The 18,540-nt window shown below is 49.4% G+C and carries 14 protein-coding genes; 5 read left to right on the forward strand and 9 right to left on the reverse strand.

Features of this window, described 5'->3' with window-relative positions:
- Positions 1-8 precede the first annotated feature (8 nt).
- The 3 genes from glgC to glgP all read left to right on the forward strand — a co-directional run bounded on the left by glgC (position 9) and on the right by glgP (position 5,416).
- Positions 9-1,292, forward strand: a complete 1,284-nt coding sequence (glgC, locus tag ACL9RG_RS04920) for a glucose-1-phosphate adenylyltransferase (protein WP_422791475.1) — start codon at positions 9-11, stop codon at positions 1,290-1,292.
- Positions 1,293-1,456: 164 nt separating this feature from the next.
- A complete protein-coding gene (gene glgA / locus ACL9RG_RS04925; RefSeq protein WP_422791476.1) occupies positions 1,457-2,893 on the forward strand; it encodes a glycogen synthase GlgA in 1,437 nt (478 codons plus the stop codon).
- A gap of 75 nt (positions 2,894-2,968) precedes the next feature.
- Entirely contained in the window at positions 2,969-5,416 is a 2,448-nt protein-coding gene (gene glgP, locus ACL9RG_RS04930) for a glycogen phosphorylase (RefSeq protein ID WP_422791477.1), read from the forward strand.
- Between the two features lie 392 nt (positions 5,417-5,808).
- Here the strand turns inward: glgP and glpD are convergent, their stop codons facing one another.
- The 5 genes from glpD to glpE form a co-directional block, all read right to left on the reverse strand.
- A complete protein-coding gene (gene glpD, locus ACL9RG_RS04935; protein WP_422791478.1) occupies positions 5,809-7,314 on the reverse strand; it encodes a glycerol-3-phosphate dehydrogenase in 1,506 nt (501 codons plus the stop codon).
- Between the two features lie 299 nt (positions 7,315-7,613).
- Positions 7,614-8,372, reverse strand: coding sequence for a DeoR/GlpR family transcriptional regulator (locus ACL9RG_RS04940; protein WP_422791479.1), 759 nt, complete (start codon positions 8,370-8,372; stop codon positions 7,614-7,616).
- A gap of 9 nt (positions 8,373-8,381) precedes the next feature.
- Positions 8,382-9,218, reverse strand: a complete 837-nt coding sequence (gene glpG / locus ACL9RG_RS04945) for a rhomboid family intramembrane serine protease GlpG (RefSeq protein ID WP_422791480.1) — start codon at positions 9,216-9,218, stop codon at positions 8,382-8,384.
- 310 nt (positions 9,219-9,528) lie between these two features.
- A complete protein-coding gene (locus tag ACL9RG_RS04950) occupies positions 9,529-10,719 on the reverse strand; it encodes a trans-sulfuration enzyme family protein (RefSeq protein WP_422791481.1) in 1,191 nt (396 codons plus the stop codon).
- A 186-nt stretch (positions 10,720-10,905) separates the two neighbouring features.
- The gene (glpE, locus tag ACL9RG_RS04955) at positions 10,906-11,226 is read right to left on the reverse strand and encodes a thiosulfate sulfurtransferase GlpE (protein ID WP_422791482.1); all 321 of its coding nucleotides are present in this window, start codon (positions 11,224-11,226) and stop codon (positions 10,906-10,908) included.
- A gap of 360 nt (positions 11,227-11,586) precedes the next feature.
- Between glpE and malP the strand changes: the two genes are divergently transcribed.
- Together malP and malQ are read left to right on the forward strand one after the other, a co-directional pair.
- Positions 11,587-14,046, forward strand: coding sequence for a maltodextrin phosphorylase (malP, locus tag ACL9RG_RS04960; RefSeq protein ID WP_422791483.1), 2,460 nt, complete (start codon positions 11,587-11,589; stop codon positions 14,044-14,046).
- An 8-nt stretch (positions 14,047-14,054) separates the two neighbouring features.
- Entirely contained in the window at positions 14,055-16,154 is a 2,100-nt protein-coding gene (gene malQ / locus ACL9RG_RS04965) for a 4-alpha-glucanotransferase (RefSeq protein WP_422791484.1), read from the forward strand.
- A gap of 45 nt (positions 16,155-16,199) precedes the next feature.
- On the opposite strand, the gene ACL9RG_RS04970 is transcribed toward malQ, so the two are convergent.
- The 4 genes from ACL9RG_RS04970 to gntX form a co-directional block, all read right to left on the reverse strand.
- Complete coding sequence (locus ACL9RG_RS04970) at positions 16,200-16,499, reverse strand: helix-turn-helix domain-containing protein (protein ID WP_422791485.1); 300 nt, start codon at positions 16,497-16,499, stop codon at positions 16,200-16,202.
- 4 nt (positions 16,500-16,503) lie between these two features.
- On the reverse strand, positions 16,504-16,854 hold the full coding sequence (locus ACL9RG_RS04975; protein WP_422791486.1) for a type II toxin-antitoxin system RelE/ParE family toxin: 351 nt from the start codon (positions 16,852-16,854) through the stop codon (positions 16,504-16,506).
- A gap of 346 nt (positions 16,855-17,200) precedes the next feature.
- On the reverse strand, positions 17,201-17,776 hold the full coding sequence (gene nfuA / locus ACL9RG_RS04980; protein ID WP_422791487.1) for a Fe-S biogenesis protein NfuA: 576 nt from the start codon (positions 17,774-17,776) through the stop codon (positions 17,201-17,203).
- A gap of 59 nt (positions 17,777-17,835) precedes the next feature.
- Positions 17,836-18,519, reverse strand: coding sequence for a DNA utilization protein GntX (gene gntX / locus ACL9RG_RS04985; protein ID WP_422791488.1), 684 nt, complete (start codon positions 18,517-18,519; stop codon positions 17,836-17,838).
- Positions 18,520-18,540: the final 21 nt, after the last annotated feature.

The following is an 18,540-nucleotide window of genomic DNA, read 5'->3' on the forward strand; positions in this document are numbered from 1 at the left end:
AGTCGGTTATGATGACATTACAAAAAAAAGAGCCGGTTATGCGCAGCAGACAGCTGCCACTGAAATCTGTGGCGTTGATTCTGGCAGGGGGACGGGGCTCCAGATTAAAGGATTTAACCGCGACAAGGGCTAAGCCTGCTGTACATTTCGGCGGCAAATTTAGAATTATCGATTTTGCATTATCTAACTGCCTCAATTCGGGGATACGCCGCATCGGGGTGATTACACAATATCAATCACATACCTTAGTGCAGCATATTCAGCGAGGCTGGTCATTTCTTAATGAGGAAATGAATGAATTTGTTGATTTGCTTCCGGCACAGCAGCGTTATAGCAACGAACACTGGTACAAAGGCACCGCCGATGCGGTCTATCAGAATTTAGATATTATCCGTCGATATGATGCTGAATATGTGGTGATCCTCGCCGGCGATCATATTTATAAGATGGATTATTCGCGGATGCTGCTTGATCACGTCGAGAAAGGCGGTGAGTGCACCGTGGCTTGTCTGGCGGTACCACTCAGCGAGGCGAGTGAATTTGGTGTGATGGCGATTGAGGATAATTATCGCATCACAGATTTTCTGGAAAAGCCGCAAAACCCTCCAGCTATTCCCGGCCAGCCTGATATGGCAATGGCGAGCATGGGGGTCTATGTTTTCAATGCGGCTTATCTGTTCTCTTTGCTGGAAGAAGATATGGCAGACGGGCAGTCCAGCCATGATTTTGGCAAGGATTTACTGCCTAAAATAACCCAACAGGGTAAAGCGTTTGCCCACCCTTTTAGCTTATCTTGCGTGACCTCAAATGCCGATCAACCGCCTTACTGGCGTGATGTAGGTACCTTAGATGCCTATTGGCGAGCCAATCTAGACTTGGCTTCGGTGATGCCGGAGCTGGATATGTATGACCGAGATTGGCCGATTCATACTTATGTCGAGCCTATTCCCCCTGCCAAATTTGTCCAAGACCGCGCCGGTAGCCACGGGGTGGTCATTAACTCGCTGGTCGCTGGGGGCAGCATTGTTTCCGGTTCTAGCGTGATGAACTCGGTGCTATTTCCGCGTGTACGGGTTAACTCATTTTGCGATATCGATTCATCGGTTCTGCTACCCGATGTGCAGGTTGGCCGTGCTTGTCGGCTGAAGCGCTGTGTTATCGATCGTGCCTGCCAGTTAGCTGAAGGCACGGTGATTGGCGAAGATCCTGAAGAAGACAGCCGGCGTTTTTATCGTTCAGAAGGCGGTGTGGTGCTGGTTACACGCGGCATGCTGGAAAAACTATCGCAGTAAAAGCCCCTTGAGGCGCGAAGCATTCTTTAGCAATTGAAGTGAATATTGATTCGAACAACAGGCCCGGGGCGGTGTGCCAAAGGGAGTCATTTGGCGTGTATCTCGGTTATCTCTGCTTATTTATCCGCGGTATTGGCGGGTGCTGTTTATTAGTAGGAGCGAAAATGCAGGTATTACACGTTTGTTCAGAGCTGTTCCCCCTGTTAAAAACCGGTGGACTAGCAGACGTTGTTGGTGCGCTTCCCGCCGCGCAGATTGCAGAGGGCGCAGATGTTCGTGTTTTAATTCCGGCATTTCCCGATATCAAAAAGGGAGTTCCTGATGCTCAGGCAGTGGTGACGCTGGATACGTTTGCAGGCCCCGCCACACTGCTTTATGGCGTTTTTCAAGGTGTTGGTATTTATCTTATCGACGTCCCTGGCTTATATGACCGACCGGGCAGTCCGTATCATGATCAATCTGCTAATGCATACGGCGATAACGTTTTACGCTTCGGCCTGTTGGGCTGGTTTGGTTGCGAACTTGCCTGCGGCCTGGATGGGTATTGGCGCCCGGATATCGTGCACTCGCATGATTGGCATGCGGGCCTGACGTCGGCTTATATCGCTGCGCGCGGGCATCCGGTCAAGACAGTTTTCACGGTACATAATCTGGCTTTTCAGGGCTTGTTCCAGGCTCATCATATGCAGCAGCTGCAATTACCTGCGTCGTTTTTCAACATGTACGGGCTGGAGTTTTACGGCCAAATATCCTTCCTTAAAGCGGGACTTTTCTATTCTGACCACACGACGGCGGTGAGCCCAACGTATGCCGAAGAAATCACCAGGCCTGAGTTTGGCTATGGCATGGAATCACTGCTAAAAGAATTAGAAGCACAAGGACGCTTAAGCGGCATTCTAAATGGTGTGGATGACGCTATCTGGCAACCGAAAACTGACGTGCTGCTGTCAGCGCAATACGATGCTGACGATCTCCGTACCAAGGCGGTTAACAAAGCCTACTTGCAGCGAGCAATGGGGCTGGACGTTGACAGTTCTCGGCTGGTGTTTGCCGTTGTCAGCCGCTTGAGTCATCAAAAAGGCTTGGATTTGGTACTCGACGCGTTGCCAAAACTGCTCGAGCTAGGAGGGCAACTAGCCCTGTTAGGCGCGGGAGAAAGTGATTTGCAGCAGGCATTTTTGGCTGCTGCTGCTGAGCATCCTGGGCAGGTGGGCGTGCAAATTGGCTATCACGAATCCTTTTCGCACCGGATCATCGCCGGGGCCGATGTGATTATGCTGCCTAGCCGTTTTGAGCCCTGCGGTTTGACACAGCTATATGGCCTGAAATACGGCACCTTACCACTGGTGCGGCGCACCGGTGGTTTAGCCGATACGGTGGTGGATTGTGCGCTGGAAAATCTTTCGGACGGTACCGCGACCGGTTTTGTCTTTGAAGAATGTACGGGGAAATCGCTAACCAATGCGATTCGCCGCGCTTTTGTCCTATGGAGCCGACCTAAACATTGGCGGCACGTTCAGTACCACGCGATGAGCGTCGATTTTGGCTGGCAGGTATCCGCCGAAGCCTATCTGGCGTTATATCAACGCTTAGTGGAGTAAGACTCGTCGGGGGGCATTATTGCCCCGCCTTCGCTACTTTGTCGATCATCTACACTATATTGGAATGTAACTGCTATGACTTCACCGTTCAATTACACCTCACCGACGGTCAGCGTTGAAGCGCTGAAACATTCAATTGCTTATAAGTTGATGTTTACGATAGGTAAAGATCCTTCTATTGCCACTCAGCATGACTGGCTTAATGCCACACTTTATGCCGTACGCGACCGTATGGTCGAACGCTGGCTGCGCTCGAACAGGGCGCAGCACTCGCAAGATGTTCGTCAGGTTTATTACCTTTCTATGGAGTTTTTGATTGGACGAACGTTATCTAACGCACTGTTATCGATGGGTATTTATGATGACATCAAGCAAGCGCTAGATGAGATGGGGCTTGATCTTGAAGACCTGATCGATGAAGAGAACGACCCAGGTTTGGGGAACGGTGGTTTGGGGCGATTGGCCGCATGTTTCCTGGACTCTTTGGCCACTCTAGCTTTACCAGGGCGCGGTTACGGCATTCGCTATGAATATGGCATGTTTGCGCAAAAAATCGTTGATGGCCAACAGGCTGAGTCCCCCGATTATTGGCTGGAATATGGCTACCCTTGGGAGTTTCAGCGTTTCGAGACGCGTTATAAAGTTCGTTTTGGCGGGCGTGTACAGCAAGAAGGTAGCAAAACACGCTGGTTGGAAACCGAAGAGATCATCGCTTGTGCATACGATCAAGTGATCCCCGGTTTTGATACCGATGCGACCAATACGTTGCGGTTATGGAGTGCGCAGGCCAGTAATGAAATTAACCTCGGCAAATTCAACCAAGGCGATTATTTTGCTGCGGTAGAGGACAAAAATTTATCGGAAAACGTGTCGCGGGTGTTGTATCCCGATGACTCGACGTCTTCGGGGCGAGAGCTGCGTTTACGCCAAGAGTATTTTCTGGTGTCGGCCACGGTGCAGGATATCTTGAGTCGACATTATGCGATGCATAAAACTTATGAAAATATTGAAGATAAAATCGCTATTCACCTTAATGATACCCATCCGGTGTTATCAATCCCGGAATTGATGCGCTTGTTGATTGATGAACATAAATTCCCGTGGGGAAAAGCCTGGGATGTGGTGAGTAAGGTGTTTTCTTATACCAACCATACGTTGATGACCGAAGCATTAGAAACCTGGCCGGTTGATATGATTGGTAAAATCCTGCCACGACATCTGCAAATTATCTTTGAAATTAACGATCATTTTCTCAAGCAGGTGCAGCAGCAGTTCCCTGATGACAGCAACCTGCTGACTCGCGTTTCCATTATTGACGAAGATCAGGGCCGCAGAGTTCGTATGGCTTGGTTGGCAGTGATTGTCAGCCATAAAGTTAACGGCGTATCGGCGCTGCATTCGGAGTTGATGGTGCAATCGTTGTTTGCCGATTTTGCGCGGATCTTCTCTGACAAATTCTGCAATATGACTAATGGTGTAACGCCGCGCCGCTGGCTGGCTCTGGCCAATAAACCGCTATCTGCGGTGTTGGATGATGCTATTGGCCAGCGCTGGCGCACCGATCTTAGCCAGCTGAGCGAGTTGAAAAAGGATATTGATTATCCGAGTTTCTTGCAGGCGTTACAAAAAGCCAAGTTCGAGAATAAAAAGCGCCTGGCCGTGTTTATTGCGCAGAAACTCAATGTTGTGGTCGACCCGCATAGCTTGTTTGATGTGCAGATCAAACGCATTCACGAATACAAACGCCAACTGCTCAACGTGCTGCACGTGATCACTTGCTATAACCGCATTATCGACGATGCCGACAATGATTTTCAGCCTCGCACGGTGATCTTCGCCGGTAAAGCTGCTTCGGCGTACTATGCCGCCAAACAAATTATTCGCTTAATCAACGATGTAGCGGATGTAATCAATAACGATCCGCGGGCCCATAACAAACTGAAAGTTGTTTTCATCCCTAACTATAGCGTCAGCCTGGCACAGCTAATTATTCCGGCAGCGGATCTCTCCGAACAGATTTCACTGGCGGGAACAGAAGCGTCCGGTACCAGTAATATGAAATTTGCCCTCAATGGTGCGCTGACGATCGGTACATTAGACGGCGCTAATGTTGAGATGCAAGAGCACGTCGGTGCAGAGAATATCTTTATCTTCGGTAACACGACCCCGCAGGTTGAAGCGTTGCGTAACAACGGCTACAACCCGCGTGAGTATTACGAAAAAGATGAAGAGCTACATCGCGTCCTGACCCAGATTGCTACCGGTTTGTTTAGCCCGGACGAGCCGAAGCGTTACTCAAACTTGTTCGATAGTCTGGTTAACTTTGGCGACCATTATCAGGTTCTGGCTGATTATCGCAGCTATGTTGATACGCAAGATCAAGTAGACCTGCTGTATAAAACTCCCGACGAATGGACACGCCGTACCCTGCTGAATATCGCCAACATGGGATATTTTTCATCAGACAGAACCATCGGTGAATATGCGGAGAAAATCTGGAATATAGAGCCAACAAAACTCTAACTCATGCCAATGTGAGAGGCTGGGTTTTGATTTTTCCGTTGACCTTCAATAGTGCATCTTGTCGGCCAAGTGAACGAATGAGGCCAGGGGAAAGCAGACAGGGAAGTCTGCTTTAGGCTGAGCCGGGCAGGACGCCCGTCTCAGCCGACCCGACCGGCCGAAGCAGTAAACGCGGGCAGTCGCGAGGCGACCCGACAAGCTAAGCGTAAGGCGCGGGATGCAAGGGTTTTCGCCTTAAAACCCTTGCCGGGCGCGTTCGGCTACGCTGATATATGACTCTCTATTGATAAGCGACCGAACCTGCGCAGCACCAGCATGGGCACCATCATCATTTTAAATAAAAAAGCACAGCGCGAAGCTGTGCTTTTTCATATACCGCAATTAGCCAATGATTATAGTGCTGTTGCAGCCTGCTTAGCCTGCTGTGCTGCCAGCCAATCTGCAACACGCTGTTGCTGACTGGCATCTAACCACATGCCCAGCTTGGTGCGGCGCCAGATGGCGTCATCAAGCTCAACGACCCACTCTTTTTCAACCAAGTAACGCAGCTCGGCTTCATAGAAATCATGACCGAAGTTTTCGCCCAAGGCTTCTAAGCTGGTGGCATTGCCGAGAATTAATTCACTCTGGCTACCGTAGGTTTTTGAGTAACGACGTGCTAGCGACTCAGGCAACCATTTGAAACGGCTGCGTAGGTTTGCCGCGTAAGTTTCACGGCTACCACCCAGTTTACCACCTGGCAATACCGCGTTTTTAGTCCACGCCGGGCCTGCTTCTGGGTAATATTTGGCTAATTTTTCTAGCGCGTGTTCAGCCAACTTACGATAAGTCGTCAGCTTGCCGCCAAAGATCGACAGCAGCGGCGCCTTGCCGTTTTGGTCATGCACGTCCAGCGTATAATCGCGGGTGACGGCCTGTGCGGAATCTGATTCATCATCACACAATGGGCGAACGCCAGAATAGGTCCAAACGATATCACTTTGCGTCAGCTGCTTTTTGAAGTGATCGTTATACACTTTCAGCAGGTAGGTGATCTCATTTTGGTCAATTTTGACCTCTTTCGGATCGCCGTGATATTCCACATCGGTAGTACCGATAATAGAGAATTCATCCATCCACGGGATCACGAAGACAATACGGTTATCTTCGTTTTGCAGAATGTAGGATTGTGGCTGGTCGTGCACGCGTGGCACCACAATATGGCTGCCTTTGATCAAACGAATGCCATAAGGTGATTTTAACTGCAGGCCATCGTCGAAGAAATGCTTAACCCAAGGACCAGTCGCGTTAACCAAGCCTTTTGCACGGAAGGTATGGATTTTACCGGTATCAATCTCTTCGGCTTCAACTATCCACAGGCCATCTTCACGCCATGCGCGATTGACACGTGTACGCGTACGAACTTCGCCACCGCGTTCCACTACTTCTTGTGCGTTGACGACAACCAGACGTGCGTCATCGACCCAGCAGTCTGAATATTCAAATCCACGGGAAATTTCAGATTTCAGTACCGATTCCTGACCAAACTTCAGCCCTTTGCTTGATGGCAGGCTGGTACGTTTGCCCAAGTGATCGTAAAGGAACAGGCCAATACGGATCATCCAGGCTGGACGCAGGTGCGGCTGATGTGGCAAACGAAAACGCATTGGGAAGGCGATATGCGGTGCCAGTTTAAGTAAAACTTCACGCTCCGCCAGCGCTTCGCTGACCAAACGGAATTCGTAATGCTCCAGATAGCGCAGGCCACCATGGATTAATTTGGAACTAGCTGATGAAGTTGCGCAGGCCAAATCTTGCGCTTCAATCAGCAGAACGGACAGCCCGCGGCCAGCCGCATCGGTCGCGATGCCGGTACCATTGATACCACCACCGATTACGATCAAGTCTTTGGTTTCCACGTCATCTTCCTCCAGATGTTCGTTATAGCTCTTTTATGTTCGTTTTCGCTCATGATTGTAGTCGATATCTAGTAGCCAAGCCAAGCTTTAACCAAATAAAAACATTTCCGCGTGATGCAGGTAACATTATTGGAGGGGTTGTTGTAACAATCAGCCAAAATTTGCTGATGTTTTGGCGTTAAATGTTGAAGTTTTTCGTTATTGCGCGTTTTAGTGCGTCGAGGAGGAAGGGAGGGGATTAGAGAAAATCACGGGCGTCATTGCTGCGCCCGTGCTGAATTAGCAAAACTTGACCTGAATTAACAAAGCTCAAGCTGCACGTCGTATTTTTCCATCTGTGCCAGCACGCTTTCGGGTGGCTTAGCATCGGTAAAGAGGTAGTTAATCAGGCTCATATTGCCTAGGTTTACCATCGCGTTGCGGCCAAATTTAGAGTGGTCTGTCACTAACATTACGCAGCGGGAATTCTCAATGATGGCACGTTTGGTGCGAACTTCATGGTAATCAAATTCTAAGAGTGAACCGTCGCCGTCGATGCCGCTGATACCCAAAATTCCGTAGTCGAGGCGAAATTGCGAGATGAAATCTAGCGTGGCTTCGCCCATTATGCCGCCGTCACGGGTACGTACTTCTCCGCCGGCCAAGATGAGCCTGAAATCTTCTTTAGCGGTTAATATCGTCGCCACATTCAGATTGTTAGTCACCACGCGCAGGTTCTTATGATTAAGTAGCGCGTGGGCCACGGCTTCTGGCGTGGTGCCGATATCAATAAACAACGTTGCGCCGTCTGGAATTTGGCTAGCGACGCGCTGAGCAATTCGCGCTTTCTCTTCCGACCACATAATTTTTCGGTCGGTATAGGCGGCATTCACCGAACTTGATGGCAGCGCCGCGCCGCCATGATGACGATGGATTTTATTCTGTTCTGCCAGGTCATTAAGGTCGCGGCGAATGGTTTGCGGGCTCACAGCAAAATGCTCAACCAATTCTTCCGTGCTGACGTAACTCTGCTGGCGTACCAGCTCAATGATTGCGTCATGGCGTTGTGTCTGTTTCACCCCAATCCCCTAGTTCTGTTTGTGACGTATGATGCGTAAATCTACAAATGCCATCAGCAGCCCCAAAATAAGGCCAAATACGTGGGCGGCGTTGGCAATAGCTAAACCGAATACATCGAAGTAACCCAACACTAGCCAAACGATGGAAAATACCATTAAGCCGCGTGGTAAAGAGAGCTGGCGCTCTGGTTTTAATTCGCCGGTCAGCCAGACATAACCCATTAATGCGTAGACTACGCCAGATAAGCCACCAAAATAAATACCGCTGAAAATAGCCTGTCCCCAGTTGCTCACTAATGCTGAGACGATGGCAATGGTAAACAGCTTGCCGCTGCCCAGGCGTTTCTCTACCGGTCCGCCGAGATACCACCACCACAGCAGGTTAAACAGGATATGCAGCGGACTAAAGTGCAACAAAGCTGGGGTAAACCAACGCCAGAGCTGCATATGTTGGGCATCATCCGCCGGCCATCCCAACCATTCCATGATGCTTTGATCGCCATAAATTTGTTGCAGAAGATAGACCGCAATACACAAGACCATCACACCAAGCGTTAACGGCCCAGCCTGACTAAGAATACGTTGTGCGTAGGAATAGCGCTGGTAGCTTAAGTTGGCATTGGTACTACCGGTGTGCCAACTGGCAGCCAGATAGCGCTCATGCGTTGGGTTTTCGAGAAAGAGTGCTAACTGCTTTTCAACCTCAGGCAGTTTGGACTCATCTTCTAACAAAATTTGTACTTCTTGATCTTGCTTGCGTACCTGCAAAACGATCCCCAAGGTTGCCATATAATCGACAAACGCCAGTGCCAGGCGTGGATTAGGCAGGCTGATAATTCGCACCATAGTATTTTGCAGATCCCATAATTGGTTGATTTATTAGCTCATTAGCAGCAGAGAACTTGTCTCTGGCGGTGAGGCGCTACTGATTATAACGTCAGCGGCGCTGGCTGTAAGCCAGATAAATTTTCACCAAGAGGACAAACACGCAATCATAAGGCTGAATTGTCATTTGTCTGCATGTTGTCTTGCTAACCTATGAGCAATATCACTTTTTTAATTAAGGGGATCGGGGAGGGATAACTGCGAGGAGTCTCTCCGCTGCATAATCCAGCGGAGAGATAAAATGCCGAGATGTCAGGCTATATCACGACAATTACAGCCCTTCCAGCGCTTGCTGCAAGTCAATTATCAGGTCTTCAGCGTCTTCAATACCAATACTGATGCGCACTAATCCTTCGGTAATTCCACTCTCAAGGCGCACCGCTTCTGGTACCGCGCTATGCGTGGTGGAAGCCGGATGACAAGCCAGAGAATCAGTATCACCTACTGATACCGCTTGGGTAATCAGCGTGAGTTTATCGAGGAAGGTGCGCGCTGCCGCACGTCCGCCGCGCAGTTCAATAGCCATAATGCCGCCGAACAAACGCATTTGTTGTTTAGCAATATCATGTCCAGGATGCGAACTCAGCCCCGGGTAAAACACCTTATCTACCGCCGGATGTGCGTTAAGCATCTCTGCAATATGCATTGCGCTGACGCAACTAGCCTCGACGCGCAGCGGCATGGTTTTTAATCCGCGGATCAGCAGGTTGGCTTCAAATGGGCTTAAACAGCCGCCGAACTGTTTCAAACTCAAGGTGCGAATTGGCGTGATTAACGCCTGGCTGGCGACCACTACACCGCCGGTCGCATCACCATGACCACCGATATATTTAGTGGCAGAATGCAGCACAATATCAATGCCTAGCTCAAGCGGGCGGGTCAGATACGGCGTCGCGAAAGTGTTATCGGCGACGCTGATTACCCCGGCTTGTTTGGAGATACGGGCGATCTCGCGTAAATCGGCAATATCTAATCCCGGATTAGCTGGCGTTTCGACAAACACCATCTTGGTTTTGTCGGTTAGCGCGCCGGCTAAATCGGCGGTGCTGGCGACATGCACCGGCTTGATGCCGTAACGTGGTAACAGATTACGAATCACCCCTTCGGTGCCGCCATATAAGGTACCGATATGGATGATCTCATCGCCGGGGACGAGCAGAGCAAACAAAATGGCGCTAATCGCCGCCATGCCGCTGGCGCAGGCTACAGAAGCTTCTCCACCTTCCAATGCCGCAATTTTCTTTTCAAATACCGATACCGTTGGATTGGCAAAGCGGCTGTATATATAGCCTGGTTCTTCACCGCTAAACCGCTTGGCACCGCTGTCAAAATCATCGTAGGCAAAAGCAGAGGCGGCAGTAATCGGCGTGGTAATTGAACCCGTCTGCGGGTCGGGTTGCTGGCCTGCATGAACTGCCAACGTGCGCATCCCGAGTGAGCGCGGGTTATTAAGTTTATTCATCTTTAAATCCAAAAAATAGTAGGAAGAAATTATATCAATACTTTTCAAGGGTAGCTGAATCTGCTTAATAATATTTAAACACGAGATTAAAACTGTTGGTTATATAGCAGGGAGAGATCAAGAGGCAGAAACATCACCTGCCACTCGATCGTTTTTGAAAGCTGCGTGCCGTAATGTCTTGCTGTGTTAAGCGTCGATATCTTGTGGGAAGGTGTTTGACCAAGCTTCAAAGCCACCATCAATACTGTAAACCGCATCAAATCCTTGAGTCAGAAGATACTGTGCCGCGCTACGGCTACTGATGCCGTGATAACACATCACCATGACAGGTGTATTGGTATCAGCCTGTTGCATAAAAGCGGCCATGCTTTCGTTGCTAAGGTGAAAAGCACCTGGCGCATGAGCCTGCTGGAAACTTTGCGGATCGCGAATATCAACCATCACCGCTGAGCCTTGCTTTAGACGAGAATGTGCCTGCTCGACGCTGAGCGTTTCAAACTGTTCCATACTGCGATACCTCAATGAAAAAGGAAGTCGTACTGGCAACGGTAAGTGCCAAAGAAAAATATCCGCCGCTATTGTAGCGAATTCCTCTGTCACTTCGCGTAGAAAAAGTGTGGCGGCTTGCGCATTTTTCGTCCGTGCCGCTAGGGCGATTTTTTGCACGATAAGAGTTATACCTAAAAGGACAGACAAAAAAATCGGCGCCTTTGTATTTAGCATGGCGTTTTAGCATGAATAAGAAACAGAACGATTTTGCGCTATCACCACCTGACGTCCGGTACGTTGCTATTTTGATGTGGCCTCGGCTGCTTGCATCAAGCAGATAGCAATAACTTGCCCAACTAAAAGGAAAGAGATTGCCTTATGACGATTCCGACTGTAACGACTGCTACGCTGCCTGCGTTAACCCCGCCAAGTTTTGATCAGGATATTTTTTTAGCGGCGCTTAAACGCCATTGGCAGGCTTTTGGTTTAACACGTGCTGAGGATATGACTCGCCATCAATGGTGGCATGCGGTAAGTGCTGCTGTCGCCGAGCAACTGCCAGCCTTGCATGATAAAGCCCCTGTCAGTAGCCCATCTCATACCATTGAACGTCACGTTAATTATCTGTCGATGGAGTTTTTACTGGGAAGATTGACCGGTAATAATTTGATCAATTTAGGTTGGTTTGATGATGTTGCCCGCGTCCTGACTGATTTTGAGATCAATTTAAGCGACTTGCTAGAAGAAGAAGTCGATCCTGCGCTGGGTAATGGCGGACTTGGGCGATTGGCCGCCTGCTATCTCGATGCCATGGCTTGTGCCAGTCAGCCGGCGATTGGGCATGGTCTTAATTACCAATATGGGTTGTTCCGTCAGCATTTTGTTGAAGGCAAACAACATGAAGCACCGGATGATTGGCAGCGTAATCGCTACCCTTGGTTCCGCCATAATAGTGCGCTGGCGGTGAATGTGGGTATCGGCGGCAAGCTGACGTATCGCAAAGGGGGCGTTGTTGATTGGCAACCTGAGCTGAAGATCCGCGGTGAGGCTTGGGATCTGCCGGTGCTGGGATATCGTAATGGTATTACTCAACCGTTGAGACTGTGGGAAGCAACCCATAACCATCCCTTCGATTTAGAAACCTTTAACGATGGGAAATTCTTGCAGGCTGAAAAGCGTGGGGTAGAGGCCGCTAAGCTGACCAAAGTGCTGTATCCCAATGATAATCATCAGGCGGGCAAACGACTGCGTTTGATGCAGCAATATTTCCAGTGCGCCTGCGCGGTGGCGGATATTTTGCGCCGGCATCACTTTTTGGGGCGAAAAATTACTGAGTTACCCGATTATGAAGTCATCCAACTTAACGATACACATCCCACCATTGCCATCCCTGAAATGCTGCGTATTTTGCTCGATGAGCATCAACTGAGTTGGGACGATGCCTGGTCTATTACCAGCCGTACTTTTGCCTATACCAACCATACATTGATGCCAGAAGCGCTAGAAACCTGGGATGAAAAGCTATTCCGCAAGCTGTTACCGCGCCATTTCGTCATCATCAAACAAATTAATGCCAATTTTAAACAGCTGGTTGATAAACAATGGCCCGGCGATGAAGCGGTTTGGGCAAAACTGGCGGTGCATTACGATAAACAGGTCAGAATGGCGAATCTATGCGTGGTGGCTGGGTTTGCGGTCAATGGCGTGGCGGCCTTACATTCCAAGCTGGTGGTTGATGATTTATTCCCTGAATATCATCAGCTTTGGCCAGAGAAATTCCATAATGTCACTAATGGGATCACGCCGCGCCGTTGGTTAAAACAGTGCAATCCTGCGTTATCTGCGCTGATTGACCAACAGCTGAAAACCCAGGATTGGGTGACCCATCTTGATGAGTTGAAAAAGTTGGAAGACAGTGTCAAAGATAAAAAATTCTGCCAGCAATATCAGCAGATAAAACGCGATAACAAGGTCAAGCTAGCCCGTTATGTCAAACAGCGGATGGGCATCACTCTCAATCCTGACGCCATTTTTGATGTGCAAATCAAACGGCTACATGAGTACAAACGCCAGCATCTCAACCTATTACATATCCTATCGCTTTATCATCAGATTCGCGCCAACCCCAAACTAGACATCGTGCCGCGAGTATTCTTATTCGGGGCGAAGGCAGCGCCCGGTTACTATCTGGCGAAAAATATCATCTATGCCATTAATCAGGTGGCAGAGAAGATCAATAACGATCCGATCGTCGGCGATCGTCTGAAAGTCGTATTTATTCCAGACTATAACGTGTCGGTTGCTGAGATGATGGTGCCTGCCGCCGATGTGTCGGAGCAGATTTCCACCGCAGGAAAAGAAGCGTCCGGCACCGGCAATATGAAGTTGGCACTCAATGGTGCATTGACCATCGGCACGCTGGACGGTGCTAACGTTGAAATTGCCGAGCAGGTTGGAGAAGAGAATATCTTCATATTTGGCATGACGGTCGATGAGGTGAAAGCGCTACAGAAGAAAGGCTATAAGCCGCAAAATATCTTGAAGCAGGATAAACATCTAAAAGCGATTCTCGATGAACTTGCCAGCGGTTTCTACAGCAATGGCGATAAACATGCTTTTGATTTGTTGCTGGATAGCTTGAAGCAAGGTGGCGATCCGTATCTGGTACTGGCTGATTTCGCCGCTTATAGCGAAGCGCACAAAAAAATTGATGCGTTGTATCGGGATGCTGATGAATGGACTCGCCGGGCGCTGCTCAATACGGCGCGGGTGGGGATGTTTAGTGCTGACCGCTCGATTCGTGATTACCAGCAGCGCATTTGGCAGGCAAAACGATAGGAGCCTCAATGTCAGGAGATAATAGAAGGGATACGTCACTTGCGCAGGCGGCAGAGCAGGCGGGGATTATCGACAATTTTATTAATATGCAACAGCAGGTGCAGTCTATCTCCGATGACACTAAACGCACGCTGCTTGCCATCATGAAGGGTGAGCATCACGCTGTGCCAGCTGCATCGCCATTGCCGCCGGTTGTCGTCTTTATTCAAGGTGAAGATATTCAACTTACTGCGCAGGGCGGCGGGGCGTTCGATTGGCAGTTAACACAGGAAAACGGCGAGCTGTCGCAGGGTAAAATCGACGGCGGTCGGCCTTTAGTATGGAATCAACCTTTACCGCTGGGTTATCACCAGCTCACGTTATTGCAGAATCAACAGCGTTGGCAGAGCCGGATTATTATTGCTCCCGCGCGCTGTTATGAACCCCCGGCGCTGGTGGCCGGGGAAAAACTGTGGGGCGCGACGGTGCAGCTTTATACCCTGCGTTCAGAAAACAACTGGGGTATTGGCGATTTTGGCGATTTAAAGCTTTTAGTGGAGCACATTGCACGACGCGGCGGGGCTTTTGTTGGGCTCAACCCGATTCATGCGCTCTATCCGGCTAATCCGTTCAGCGCCAGTCCTTATAGTCCGTCGTCACGCCGCTGGCTAAATATTATTTATATCGACGTTAATGCGGTGGCGGAGTTTGCTCAAAGCACAGCGGCGCAGGCCTGGTGGCAGGAGGCGGTAACCCGTGATGCGTTATTGCAGGCTCGCGGTGTTGATAACGTTGATTATTCACAAGTGATGGGGCTGAAATTACAGGCGCTAAAACTGGCCTGGCCGACGTTCAGTGCGCTTCCTGCAGATAGTTCGCGCAAACAGGCGTTTCAGCGCTTTGTATTACAAGGTGGCGAGAGTCTGCGTCAATTAGCCGTGTTTGATGCTTTGCATATGCACCTGCGCGAGTTGGATTTGGGGCTGTGGGGCTGGCCGGTTTGGCCGGAGGTTTATCGTCAGGCTGATAGCCCCGATGTTGCTGAATTTATTGAATACCATCAGGATGATATCGCATTTTATCAATGGCTACAGTGGTTGGCTGCCAGTCAACTTGCCCAGTGCTATCAGGCGAGTCAAAGGCATAATATGCCGATTGGTTTATATCGTGATTTGGCGGTAGGCGTTGCTGAAGGGGGGGCTGAAACCTGGTCCGATCCCGATTTATATTGCCTTGCTGCCACTATTGGTGCGCCGCCGGATCTTCTGGGGCCACAGGGACAGAATTGGGGATTGCCGCCGATAGATCCGCATATCATGCAGCAACGCGCCTATCAGCCGTTTATTGATTTGCTACGGGCTAATATGGCGCAGTGTGGTGCATTGCGTATTGATCATGTGATGGGATTGCTACGTTTATGGTGGATCCCCGCTAACGGGCAGGCCAGTGAAGGGGCCTATGTGCGCTACCCGCTGCATGACTTACTCGGTATTTTGGCGCTGGAAAGTCATCGCCATCAATGCATGGTCATTGGTGAAGATCTCGGTATCGTCCCGGATGAGATTGTCACTAGCCTGCACGATAGTGGTGTTTACTCTTATAAAGTGCTCTATTTCGAGCACGATAGCGACTGGGTTTATCACTCCCCGCAAGATTACCTGACGCAGGCGATGGCCACACTGAATACCCATGATTTACCGACGCTGCGCGGCTACTGGCAGGCTGAGGATTTAACCTTGGGGAAAACGCTGGGTATTTATCCTGATGCTGATGTGCTGGAAAATCTGTATCAAGAACGAGAGCGAAGTAAACAAGGGCTGCTCGAGGCGTTGCATCACGCGGATTGTCTGCCAGAGAAAGTCGCGCATGATGCGAAAAATGTCGCCATGAACCCGTTATTGAATCGGGGATTGCACCGTTATCTGGCCGCTAGCAATAGTGCTATGTTGGGGCTACAGCCGGAGGATTGGTTGGATATGTCGACGCCGGTTAATGTGCCCGGTACCAACACGGAATATCCCAACTGGCGGCGTAAGCTTGCCTGCGGTCTTGATGAGATATTCAGCAATCCAGAAGTGAACCGGCTGCTTAAGGATGTGGATCAACGGCGTAAAAATACTGATGGCTAAACGGCGGCCGCTTAACGTAAGTTTGGGCGGTAGGCTCATTTTGGGTTACACGATAAAACCAACGTGTTTGCCATCGGGTAGATCAACTTCGATGCGTAGCGTACCGCCCATCGCTTCAACGTAGCGTTTTAGCGTGGCAATTTTCAGGTCATTGCCGCGCTGTTCAATGGCGGCAACGGAAGGTTGAGCAATATCCATGGCTTTGGCTATCTGTGTTTGCGATAGCTGCAGGGATTCTCGCAGTTCATAAAGATGAGTTTCCAGACGCATCTCCGCGGCCATCTCTGCAATGCGCTTTTTGCTCTCGGGGGAGCGTTTGTCCATTAGTTCTTTTAACGTAGCCATCGTTTTATTGCTCCAGATTATTGAGATGCTTTTCGAACTCAGTGTCTGCAGTTCTCACCATATCTTTATAAAATTGTTTCTCTTTTTTCCCGGTTTTGTCGCCGGCGCATAGCATGATGGCGCAACGTTTGGGGTCAAAGGCAAAAAAAGCGCGAATAGGATGCCCTTCATGCTGAACGCGCAACTCCTTCATATTGAGGTAGTGTGAGTTTTCAAGCGTATCGACGTGAGGGCGAGATAGGTTAGGGCCATCTTCAAACAGAAGATGCATACCCGCTAACATTCGCTCCTGTAGACGTTCGCTCTGTTGCTCGAACCAGATATCAAAGCATTCCGTTGTGATGACTTCCCACATCCGTGTCGACCTCTCTATAGGCTATAGCATATATATATTGTAGTCTATATAAATTACAGTATATATAGACTGTAATTTATGATGTATAAAAATAGACGTTAATAAATGATGGGTGGTTCTACATCATATAAGTAACATTTATGAGAGAGTTAAACCGTGTTTTTATCGATTTTTCAGATAAGGCTCGCAAGAATACGTCGGTAAAAATATTTTTATAAATAAAGAGTTATCTAATATCTTGATGCAAGATTTAGGAGAGTAGTAGGTAGGCGAGGATGCAGTGAGATGACATATAAAAAGGCCAGTCAGAGTTAACTGGCTGGCCTGATATCGGGCTGAGAAGTGATTAGTAGAACGAGTGCTCGCCGCGTTGGTGCTCGGTCAAATCGCGCACGCCTTTGAGTTCAGGGAAGGCTTGCAGCAACTCTTTCTCAATACCTTCCTTAAGTGTCACATCAACCATTGAACAGCCGTTGCAGCCGCCGCCAAATTGTAGAATTGCTAAACCATCGTCGGTGATTTCCATCAGAGAAACTTTGCCGCCATGGCTAGCCAACTGTGGGTTAATCTGTGATTGCAGTTGATATTCTACGCGTTCGATCAACGGGGCGTCATCGGACACTTTACGCATTTTGGCGTTAGGTGCTTTTAACGTCAGCTGTGAACCCAACTGGTCGGTAACAAAATCAATCTCAGCATCTTGCAAGTAAGGTGCGCTTAACTCATCAACAAAGGCTGAGAGTCTCTCGAACTTCAGTTCGGTATCTGTCGCTTCTACGGCATCAGGTGGGCAATAAGAGACACCACATTCTGCGGTAGGAGTACCCGGATTAATCACGAATACGCGGATCTGGGTGCCTTCTTCTTGGTTTGCCAATAACTTGGCAAAGTGCGCTTGGGCAGCATCGGTAATGATGATCATAGTATTGGCTCAATAGTTGACTTCCACAGTAGGTTATAATACGCCCTTTCCTAAGCCGACTACAAGGTGCGACAAATGCTGAAGACCTGTATTGAAGCAATAGGTTGATTAAGAAGAACTTTAGTAATCTCCCTTAATGTACTGCCGGTGGTTATCACATCATCAAGTAGCGCAATATGCAGGCCGCTTAGATTTTCGTCGACGCTGAATGCATGGCGCAGATTACGTTTGCGCTGTTTTTCGCCAAGGCCTAGTTGCGGCGGTGTCGAGCGATGTCGCCTTAACGCATTCGCTGAATAATCACATTGCAGCCAGCGAGCCAAAGGGAGAGCTAATAATTCACTTTGGTTATAGCCACGTTGCCGATAGCGTTGTATATGCAGCGGAACGCTGAGCAGTACATCGGGGCGGTTCACACAGCCTTGCCGAAAACGGGTCAGCCAACGTAGCAGTAACAAGCGGGATAACGGCGTCGCCAGTTCTGGCAACGAAGAAAACTTCATTCGTTGTACCAGCCTGCCGATGGGGCCGTTATAGTCACTGGCAAACACCATCGTTTGCCAGGGCGGCGGTTGATTTAAACAACGCCCGCAGCTCATAAGAGAGCTGGCTGACGGGAGTCCGCAACGCGGGCAGCAAATAGGCAGTGCAGGTAAGTTTTTCAGACAAAGCGAGCAAAATCCCGTCTGGGCAAGCTGTAATGGCTGTTGGCATAGCCAACAGCGGCTGGCAATTGTTAGCATAGCTTCTCCTTATTATTGCAA

Origin of the sequence: Rouxiella sp. Mn2063, from assembly GCF_049319665.1 — a bacterium.
Lineage (GTDB): Bacteria > Pseudomonadota > Gammaproteobacteria > Enterobacterales > Enterobacteriaceae > JBMOUD01.

Bases quoted from the DNA above. Each gene is read 5' to 3' on its own strand.
- glgC (WP_422791475.1), top strand. From the start codon at position 9: ATGATGACATTACAAAAAAAAGAGCCGGTTATGCGCAGCAGACAGCTG.
- glgA (WP_422791476.1), top strand. From the start codon at position 1,457: ATGCAGGTATTACACGTTTGTTCAGAGCTGTTCCCCCTGTTAAAAACC.
- glgP (WP_422791477.1), top strand. From the start codon at position 2,969: ATGACTTCACCGTTCAATTACACCTCACCGACGGTCAGCGTTGAAGCG.
- glpG (WP_422791480.1), bottom strand. From the start codon at position 9,218: ATGGTGCGAATTATCAGCCTGCCTAATCCACGCCTGGCACTGGCGTTT.
- ACL9RG_RS04950 (WP_422791481.1), bottom strand. From the start codon at position 10,719: ATGAATAAACTTAATAACCCGCGCTCACTCGGGATGCGCACGTTGGCA.
- glpE (WP_422791482.1), bottom strand. From the start codon at position 11,226: ATGGAACAGTTTGAAACGCTCAGCGTCGAGCAGGCACATTCTCGTCTA.
- malP (WP_422791483.1), top strand. From the start codon at position 11,587: ATGACGATTCCGACTGTAACGACTGCTACGCTGCCTGCGTTAACCCCG.
- malQ (WP_422791484.1), top strand. From the start codon at position 14,055: ATGTCAGGAGATAATAGAAGGGATACGTCACTTGCGCAGGCGGCAGAG.
- ACL9RG_RS04970 (WP_422791485.1), bottom strand. From the start codon at position 16,499: ATGGCTACGTTAAAAGAACTAATGGACAAACGCTCCCCCGAGAGCAAA.
- ACL9RG_RS04975 (WP_422791486.1), bottom strand. From the start codon at position 16,854: ATGTGGGAAGTCATCACAACGGAATGCTTTGATATCTGGTTCGAGCAA.
- nfuA (WP_422791487.1), bottom strand. From the start codon at position 17,776: ATGATCATCATTACCGATGCTGCCCAAGCGCACTTTGCCAAGTTATTG.
- gntX (WP_422791488.1), bottom strand. From the start codon at position 18,519: ATGCTAACAATTGCCAGCCGCTGTTGGCTATGCCAACAGCCATTACAG.